Raw genomic sequence first — 8,889 nt, 5'->3', positions numbered from 1 at the left:
CCAGCCAGTGGCTGGAGCCGTTTCGTGGTGTGTTCGGCGACGAGCGCGCAAGTTACGCCGAGGCGCTCGACCGGCATTACCAGCAAGGCGCGCCGCTCGACTGGCAGCAACATTTCGTCAGCGCCTACGCCACGATGCATCCCTGGGAAGACTGGGCCGAAACCTGGGCGCATTACCTGCACATGATGGACGCGGTGGACACCGCCCTCGGCTTCGGCATGAGTGCGCGGGAAATGGATTTCGACTACCAGCCATTCCCGTCCAGCACCCTCTATGATCCGCAGCATCCCGGTGGCGCGGCGTTCCTGTCATTCGTCAATGCGTGGATCGAACTCGCCGGCATGCTCAACGAACTGTCGCGCAGCATGGGCCAGCCGGATTTCTACCCGTTCGTATTGCCGCCGGCGGTGATTGCCAAGTTGCACTTCATTCATCTGGTGATTCAGCAGGAGGGCGGCAGGGCGGATGAAGTGGTGCAAGACCTGTAGGCGCCCGCGCTCTTTTCAGGACTGCGCATGTCCTTGAAGCCGCTCATATTTTTTAATCCGCCCGAACGGTTGTAACTTCGCCTCAGATAGGTACAATGGCGCGGCTCGCCGTCAGGTGAGCGTCGTTATGGTGACCCCATCGGTCCCCCCGCAACGATTACCCGTGAACCTGGTCAGATCCGGAAGGAAGCAGCCACAGCGGGAACATTGTGTGCCGGGGTGTGGCTGGTGGGGTTGCCTCCATAACGCACCGCGAGCCTTCTCTCGCGTTTTTCATCAAAAAATACCGTCTTGTTGCTCTGCCATGGATTTCGTCCAGGGCGGATTTTTCGTCGTTTCCGTTTTGAAAACAGGCGCAAAAAAGGAGGCCGACCTGTCGAATCACGACAAGTCGGCCTCCTTTTTCATTTCTGCCACTAAGGCTTGGACATGGCCTGGTCAACCGCTGCAATCAGCTTTCCCAGATCCTTCGGGGTGGCTTTGTGGATGACTCCGAACAGGTACGCCCGCTGTTCATCCTCATCGCCCAAATCTGCGAAGAAGGCTTTCAGTTTCACCCCCAGCACGCCGGCAAGCAGGAACAGGGCTTCCACGCTGGGGGTGTAGGTGCCGGTTTCAAAACGGCTGATGGTTTTCGGGTCAAAACCGGTTTTTTCGCCGAGTTCAGCCTGAGTAAGCCCCGCGACCTTGCGGTAACGCCGAATGGCTGAACCCAAACTTGAAATTTGCATCGCTCAATTCCCATTTAGAATCAAGAACTTAACGATAGATTTTTGCATTAGACAACTGCATGATCCATCACCTTGCTTTGCAAAATGTGATGCATTTCGTAGAATTGCCTCCTCCAAAGGGTATTTGGTGACCTGTTTGCGTAAGTTTGGCTGATGCGAAAGAGCCAGTGCGGTGCTCCCTTGAACAATAAGTGGAGTGCTGAAGCCTCCCTGAAGCCTTGCAAAATGTTATCGAAATCGTTGTTGCTGCCCTTTGTCCGGGTCTTTGAGCCTAGTTGATCTTCGGCGGCCAAAGGGCCATCAATCGCTGTTCCTGGAGTGATCACGTGGCTCTGCGCAGTACGAATCAAAACATCTCTTCCGGGCATTTTGCGCTGGTCGAGCGGTACCACCGCTAGCGACAGTGAGCCTGACTCATGGATGAGAAATACCGCAGGGCCGTGGACGCCGCCGCAATCTTTTCCGAGACCGATCTGACCGGCCGGATTACCTACGTCAACGATCAGTTCTGCGCCGTCTCCGGTTACAGTCGCGAAGAACTGCTCGGGCAGAACCATCGCCTGCTCAATTCCGGCCTGCACTCCGCTGATTTCTTCGCGGGCATGTGGCGCACCATTGCGCTGGGCAATGTCTGGAAGGGCGAGATCTGCAATCGCGCCAAGAATGGCAGTCTGTATTGGGTCGAAAGTACGTTGGTGCCGCTGCTGGATGACGCCACCGGGCGGATTCATCGTTACCTGGCGATCCGTTTCGACATCAGCGAAAAGCGCCAACTGCTGCATTCCCTGCAATGGCGGGTCGGTCATGACGTGCTGACCGGGCTGCCCAATCGCGCGTTTCTCTCGGACCTGCTGGATCAGGCGCTGGCGTTCTCGCGTGAGGAAAACATCCCGCTGGCGGTGTGCATGCTCGACCTCGACGGCTTCAAGGCGGTCAACGACGGCTACGGGCATGCCAGTGGCGATCTGTTGCTGGTCGAGGTGGCCAAGCGTTTGCGCGACATTGTTCGCGGCGAGGATGTGGTGGCGCGGCTGGCCGGTGACGAGTTCGTGCTGGTGTTGCGCTATGTACGTGATGTGCCGGAGTTGCGCGCGGCGCTGAACCGTGTGCTGGGCGCGATTTCGGCGCCTTACCAGTTGCGGGGCAAGACCCTGAATGTATTTGCCAGCATCGGCGTCACCCTGTTCCCCGATGACAATCAAGATGCCGAAACCTTGCTGCGTCACGCCGATCAGGCGATGTATGTGGCCAAGCAGAGCGGGCGCAATCGCTTTCATTTATTCGACGTGTTCCGGGATCGAGAGGTCAAGGCCACTCACCAGACCGTCGAACGGGTTCGGCAGGCGTTGGCCGCTGGCGAGCTGCGTGTGCATTTCCAGCCGAAAGTGAACATGCGTCGTGGTGTCGTCGTCGGCTTCGAGGCGCTCTTGCGCTGGGAGCATCCGCAACATGGCATGGTGCCGGCCCGGGAATTTTTACCGATGGTGGAGGAGACGGACCTGATCATCGATATCGGTGAATGGGTGATGGATCAGGTGTTGATGCAGTTGGACCGTTGGCAGCAAGCGGGGCAGGGCTGGCCGATCAGCGTCAACATCGCCGCCCGGCATTTCCAGCGAGCGGATTTCGTCGACCGGCTCAGGCAGGTGCTCGCCCGGCATGCCCGGGTCGCGCCGCAGATGCTGGATCTGGAAATCGTCGAGTCGGTGGCGATAGAAAACATCCAGCATGTCAGCGCCTGTCTGCAGGCCTGTCAGGCGCTCGGCGTGCAGTTTTCACTGGGCGACTTCGGCACCGGTTATTCGTCCTTGAACTACCTCAAGCGCTTGCGCACCCAGACCATCAAGATCGACAGGTCGTTTATCCGCGACATTCTGCATGATCGCGACGACTTGGCCCTCACTACCGCAGTGATTGGCCTGGCCCGCGCGTTTGGCCGACAAGTGATCGCCGAAGGGCTGGAAAGTATCGAGCACGGCGAGCTGTTGATGCAGTTGGGGTGCGACGTTGCCCAAGGTTATTTCATTGCCCGGCCGATGCCGGCGGTTGATGTGCCGGGCTGGGTCGAAGGTTTTGTCGCACCGGCGCAATGGCGAGCGCTCGATCAAACAGTCTGAGGCTGTCAGACCTATGAAGATCAAATGTGGGAGCGAGCCTGCTCGCGATGACGGTGTGTCTATCACGCAAGTGCTGGCTGAAAGTACGCAATCGCGAGCAGGCTCACTCCCACAGGTTCAGGGTTTGCCGACATAAAGCCGGATAATGTCATCGATCTCCCCGGACATTTTCATCCTCAGCAACGTGCGCAGGATGCGTTGCACAGGCACTTTCGGGTCGTTGCGCACGTAACAACCGACACTCTGCACTTGCAGCACCGCAACGCCTTGCAGTTGCTGCTCAGGCAGCAGGCGCTGATTGAACCAGTCCAGTGTCCATTGATTGCTCACGGCATAGCGGTAGCGTCCGGCCATGAGTTTTTCCAGGACCTGTTCCTGATTGCGCGCGTCCTCGCGAAGCAGGCGCCCGGCGTCGAACAGCGGTTGCAGGGTGGGGTAACTGTAGCCGAGCACCGTGCCGATGGATTGTTGTGGCAAATTCGCCGGATCGATTGAGGTCTGCAACTCGTGCCGGCTGATCAGCACGTCCGGCTGGGTCCAGAGCGGAATGCTCCAGATGTAGTCCCCGGACTGGTTTGGCGACCACGTTTGTGCGGCGTAGCAGCGGACATCGATCTCGCCGTGCTCCATGGCATTTTGCACCCGGGCCCGCGGCAGTACGTGAAACTCGGCCGGAACGCCAACCTGGGTCGCGAGGCTGACCATCACGTCATGCAGGATGCCCTGGGTCGGCTGGCCTTGATAAAGCTGCACCATCGGCATCGCCCAACTGTCGGGCACCACGAAGCGCAGCGGCGCGTTGGCAGCCATGACGTTCAGACTCATCAACAGCAGTGCCCCCAAGGCCAGCCGCATAAACGCTCCGCTATCGATGAAAATCGAGCCGATAAAAATCACCGCAAGTGCAGCTTAGCCAGATTAGACGAGCGCGCCGGATGCAATTTTGGCCTTGCTCCGCTAGCATTAGCCGCTTCTGCTTCCCAGTGGCGATGGTTTTCGATGAGTTATCAGGTTCTTGCACGTAAATGGCGTCCGCGCTCGTTCCGCGAAATGGTCGGCCAGACCCATGTGCTCAAGGCTCTGATCAATGCCTTGGACAGCCAGCGGCTGCACCACGCTTACCTCTTTACGGGCACGCGCGGGGTCGGCAAGACCACCATCGCGCGGATCATCGCCAAATGCCTGAACTGTGAAACGGGTATCACTTCGACGCCGTGTGGCGAGTGTTCGGTGTGCCGCGAGATCGATGAAGGCCGTTTCGTCGACCTGATCGAGATCGACGCCGCGAGCCGGACCAAGGTCGAGGACACCCGCGAGCTGCTCGACAACGTGCAGTACGCCCCGAGCCGCGGGCGCTTCAAGGTCTACCTGATCGACGAAGTGCACATGCTTTCCAGCCATTCCTTTAATGCGCTGTTGAAAACCCTCGAAGAGCCGCCGCCCTACGTCAAGTTCATCCTGGCGACCACCGACCCGCAGAAACTTCCTGCAACGATTCTGTCGCGGTGCCTGCAGTTCTCGCTGAAGAACATGACCCCTGAACGGGTGGTCGAGCATTTGACCCACGTGCTGGGCGTCGAAAACGTACCGTTCGAAGACGACGCGCTGTGGCTGCTGGGCCGTGCCGCCGATGGTTCGATGCGCGATGCCATGAGCCTGACCGATCAGGCGATTGCCTTCGGTGAAGGTCGGGTCATGGCCGCCGATGTACGGGCGATGCTTGGCACGCTCGATCACGGTCAGGTTTATGACGTTCTGCACTCGCTGATCGAAGGCGACGCCAAGGCGTTGCTCGAGGCTGTCCGCCATCTGGCGGAGCAAGGTCCGGACTGGAACGGTGTGCTCTCGGAAATTCTCAACGTGCTGCACCGTGTCGCCATCGCCCAGGCCTTGCCTGAAGGCGTCGACAACGGTCACGGCGACCGTGATCGGGTGCTGGCGTTGGCCCAGGCCTTGCCGGCCGAAGACGTGCAGTTTTATTACCAGATGGGCCTGATCGGCCGCCGCGATTTACCGCTGGCGCCGGACCCGCGCGGCGGCTTCGAAATGGTCTTGCTGCGGATGCTCGCGTTCCGCCCGGCAGACACCGCGGATGCGCCGAGGCAACCGCTAAAGCCAGTGGGGATCAGCCAGGCCACAGTTGATTCCGCAAACTCAGTGGCTGCCGCGCCGGTTGTTGCGCCGGTAGTCGCTGCGGCAGTTGCACCGGTTGTTGCCGCGCCGGTCGCGCCGGTGGTTGCTCCCGAGCCTGAGCCGGTTGCGGCCGTTGTCGTGCCGGAACCGGTCATCGTGCCGGAGCCCGTTGTTGCGCCGGTAGCGGTCGAAGCGGTCGTCGACCTGCCGTGGAATGATCCGGTAGAGCCCGAAGTCGTCCAGCAGCCGGCCGTCGAGCCGGTGCTGGAAACCGCCGCTGAACAACCCGAATTGCCCCCGATGCCGTTGCCGACGCCTGACAGCGTGGTGCCAGACGCGCCGGAATGGGCCGCTGCGCCGATCCCGGAACCTTCCGTGGCCGACGTCGACGCCGCGACACGGGGCATCGACCCCGACGACGAGCCGCCGCTGGATGAGGACTACATCGAACCGGACATGGATTCGGCGTACAGCTATCTCGACGAATTGGCGAGTGAACACGCCGCCGAACCCGCGCCGGAACCTGAACCTGAGCCGGCCGCGATGCCCGCCACCGGTCTGGCCCTGCAATGGCTGGAACTGTTCCCGAAACTGCCGATTTCCGGCATGACCGGGAGCATCGCCGCCAACTGCACGCTGATCTCCGTGGAGGGTGACCACTGGCTGATGCACCTGGACCCGGCCCATAGCGCCTTGTTCAACGCGACCCAGCAACGTCGTCTCAACGATGCGCTGAACCAGTTTCACGGGCGCACGCTGACCCTGAGCATGGAGCTGATCAAGCCCGAGCAGGAGACCCCGGCCCAGGCTGCATCCCGGCGCCGTGCCAACCGTCAGCGCGAGGCGGAAGAGTCGATCCACGGTGATCCGTTCATCCAGCAAATGATGCAGCAGTTCGGTGCGGTGGTCCGTAACGATACTATTGAACCTGTCGAAGCCCTGGTCAGTCAGGGCTAATAACTGAAGGCGTTCGGCCGAAAGGGCCGGGCGCTGTTTTTATCCAAGTACTTTGAGGTGATTCCCATGATGAAAGGTGGCATGGCCGGCCTGATGAAGCAGGCGCAGCAGATGCAGGAAAAAATGGCCAAGATGCAGGAAGAGCTGGCCAACGCCGAAGTCACCGGCAAGGCCGGTGGCGATATGGTCACCGTGGTGATGACCGGTCGTCACGACGTCAAGCGCGTGACCATCGATCCAAGCCTGGTCGAAGGCCTGAGTGAAGACGACAAAGAGATGCTGGAGGCCGTATTCGCCGCCGCCGTCAACGACGCCGTGCGCAAGATCGAAGCCAACAGCCAGGACAAAATGTCCGGCATGACCGCTGGCATGCAACTGCCGCCGGGGATGAAGCTGCCGTTCTGATTCGCCAAAGCGCGTCGGATGAGCTACAAAAAAATGCCAGGCATTGCGCCTGGCATTTTTGTTTCTGTCTGTTGGAGATGTAGTGTCTGTGGGGACGCCTTCGCGGGCAAGCCTTGCTCCTACAAGTGCTATGCAATACCTGTAGGAGCGAGGCTTGCCCGCGAATAAGGCGACTCGATCTTCGCTAAGAAACATCGAACACCCGACCGCCACAAAGGTCTGCTTCCCTATACCGCCAAATTCATCGATCAAAGGAGACGCTCACATGCCACAAGCATTGACCCTCAACCAACGTATCGTCCTGGCGTCCCGCCCGGTGGGCGCACCGACGCCGGAGAATTTTCGCCTGGAGCGGGAAGCACTGCCGGACCTGGCGGATGGCCAGATATTGCTCAAAACCCTGTACCTGTCGCTGGATCCCTACATGCGCGGCCGCATGAGTGACGCGCCGTCCTACGCGGCGCCGGTGGCAATCGACGAGGTGATGACCGGTGGCGCCGTCAGCCGTGTCGAGCGCTCGCTGAATCCGAAATTTCAGCAAGGTGACCTGGTCGTCGGCGCTACCGGGTGGCAGAGCCACAGCATCAGCGACGGTCGTAATATCATTCCGGTGCCGTCCGGACTGCCGAGCCCGTCGATGGCGCTGGGTGTGCTCGGCATGCCGGGCATGACCGCCTACATGGGCTTGATGGACATCGGCCAGCCAGCCTCCGGAGAAACCCTTGTGGTCGCGGCGGCGTCCGGTGCGGTGGGTTCGGTGGTCGGGCAAGTGGCGAAGATCAAAGGCCTGCGTGTGGTCGGCGTGGCCGGTGGCGCGGACAAGTGCCGCTACGTCGTGGACGAGTTGGGTTTCGATGCCTGCATCGACCACAAGAGTCCCGACTTCGCCGATGAGCTGGCTCAGGCGTGTCCCCAGGGCATCGACATTTATTACGAGAACGTCGGTGGCAAGGTATTCGACGCGGTGGTGCCGTTGCTCAACCCTAAGGCGCGGATTCCACTGTGCGGCCTGATCGCTTCCTACAACGCCAGCGAGGCGCCGACCGGTCCGGATCGCCTGCCGCAATTGCAGCGCACCTTGCTGACCAAGCGTGTGCGGATTCAGGGCTTCATCGTGTTCGACGACTACGGTGATCGTCAGCCGGAATTCGTCAGCGCCATGGCGCCGTGGGTGCGCGACGGCAAGGTGAAATTCCGTGAAGATGTGGTCGAAGGTCTCGAGAATGCGCCCGAGGCGTTCATCGGTCTGCTGGAGGGACGCAACTTCGGCAAACTGGTGGTGCGCGTCGCGCAGGACTGAGTATTTGACGCTAAAGAGAGGCGCGGGTATAAACCGCGTCTCGTTGTTTTGTCGGACGTTTCCCCATGAGCTTCAGCCCTTTGATTCGCCAACTGATCGATGCCCTGCGAATTTTGCCAGGTGTGGGTCAGAAAACTGCCCAACGCATGGCGTTGCAGCTGCTCGAGCGTGATCGCAGCGGTGGCTCGCGACTGGCCCTGGCGCTCAGCCAGGCGATGGAAGGGGTGGGGCATTGCCGGTTGTGCCGCACGCTGACCGAAGACGACCTGTGCCCGCAATGCGCCGATAACCGCCGCGACGACACCTTGCTGTGCGTGGTGGAAGGGCCGATGGACGTCTACGCGGTGGAGCAGACCGGTTTCCGCGGTCGTTACTTCGTGCTCAAGGGCCACCTGTCGCCGCTCGACGGGCTCGGGCCGGAAGCCATCGGGATTCCGCAATTGATGGCGCGGATCGAAGAGGCAGGCACTTTTACCGAAGTCATTCTTGCGACCAACCCGACGGTCGAGGGTGAAGCCACGGCGCACTACATCGCTCAGTTGCTCAGCAACAAAGGCCTGATCGCCTCGCGCATTGCCCACGGCGTGCCGTTGGGTGGCGAGCTGGAACTGGTGGATGGTGGGACGTTGGCGCATTCGTTTGCGGGGCGTAAGCCGATCGCTTTGTAATTTTCGGTGTTTGGGCTGACGCCTTCGCGGGCAAGTCGGATCGCCGCACCGCTCGCTCCTACAGGGGCTATGCAAAACCTGTAGGAGCGA

At 60.5% G+C, this 8,889-nt stretch carries 8 protein-coding genes and 1 other RNA gene; 7 read left to right on the top strand and 2 right to left on the bottom strand.

The window, feature by feature from the left end:
• On the top strand, positions 1 to 488 hold a 488-nt coding region (locus tag PMI32_RS16630; RefSeq protein ID WP_008028571.1), incomplete at its 5' end, for a putative zinc-binding metallopeptidase.
• A 137-nt stretch (positions 489 to 625) separates the two neighbouring features.
• Positions 626 to 722, top strand: an RNA gene (gene ffs / locus PMI32_RS29725) — signal recognition particle sRNA small type.
• Positions 723 to 904: 182 nt separating this feature from the next.
• Here the strand turns inward: ffs and PMI32_RS16635 are convergent.
• Positions 905 to 1,219: a helix-turn-helix domain-containing protein gene (locus PMI32_RS16635; protein WP_008028568.1), complete on the bottom strand. Its 315-nt coding sequence runs from the start codon at positions 1,217 to 1,219 to the stop codon at positions 905 to 907.
• Positions 1,220 to 1,635: 416 nt separating this feature from the next.
• Here PMI32_RS16635 and PMI32_RS16640 point away from each other — a divergent pair, with 416 nt between their 5' ends.
• Positions 1,636 to 3,336 carry a putative bifunctional diguanylate cyclase/phosphodiesterase gene (locus tag PMI32_RS16640; RefSeq protein WP_008028567.1) on the top strand — a complete coding sequence of 567 codons (1,701 nt, stop codon included), beginning with the start codon at positions 1,636 to 1,638 and terminating at the stop codon, positions 3,334 to 3,336.
• Between the two features lie 117 nt (positions 3,337 to 3,453).
• On the opposite strand, the gene PMI32_RS16645 is transcribed toward PMI32_RS16640, so the two are convergent.
• Positions 3,454 to 4,191 carry a substrate-binding periplasmic protein gene (locus PMI32_RS16645; RefSeq protein ID WP_008028565.1) on the bottom strand — a complete coding sequence of 246 codons (738 nt, stop codon included), beginning with the start codon at positions 4,189 to 4,191 and terminating at the stop codon, positions 3,454 to 3,456.
• Between the two features lie 144 nt (positions 4,192 to 4,335).
• Here PMI32_RS16645 and dnaX point away from each other — a divergent pair, with 144 nt between their 5' ends.
• From dnaX to recR, 4 genes are all read left to right on the top strand, one after another.
• Positions 4,336 to 6,426, top strand: coding sequence for a DNA polymerase III subunit gamma/tau (dnaX, locus tag PMI32_RS16650; protein WP_008028562.1), 2,091 nt, complete (start codon positions 4,336 to 4,338; stop codon positions 6,424 to 6,426).
• A gap of 66 nt (positions 6,427 to 6,492) precedes the next feature.
• Positions 6,493 to 6,831: a YbaB/EbfC family nucleoid-associated protein gene (locus PMI32_RS16655; RefSeq protein WP_008028561.1), complete on the top strand. Its 339-nt coding sequence runs from the start codon at positions 6,493 to 6,495 to the stop codon at positions 6,829 to 6,831.
• A gap of 265 nt (positions 6,832 to 7,096) precedes the next feature.
• Positions 7,097 to 8,131 carry an NADPH-dependent curcumin/dihydrocurcumin reductase gene (gene curA / locus PMI32_RS16660; RefSeq protein ID WP_008028559.1) on the top strand — a complete coding sequence of 345 codons (1,035 nt, stop codon included), beginning with the start codon at positions 7,097 to 7,099 and terminating at the stop codon, positions 8,129 to 8,131.
• A 65-nt stretch (positions 8,132 to 8,196) separates the two neighbouring features.
• Positions 8,197 to 8,799: a recombination mediator RecR gene (gene recR / locus PMI32_RS16665; protein ID WP_008028557.1), complete on the top strand. Its 603-nt coding sequence runs from the start codon at positions 8,197 to 8,199 to the stop codon at positions 8,797 to 8,799.
• Positions 8,800 to 8,889: the final 90 nt, after the last annotated feature.

This window comes from Pseudomonas sp. GM60 (assembly GCF_000282415.1).
Lineage (GTDB): Bacteria > Pseudomonadota > Gammaproteobacteria > Pseudomonadales > Pseudomonadaceae > Aquipseudomonas > Aquipseudomonas migulae.
This window is presented reverse-complemented; position numbering and strand designations above follow the sequence as displayed.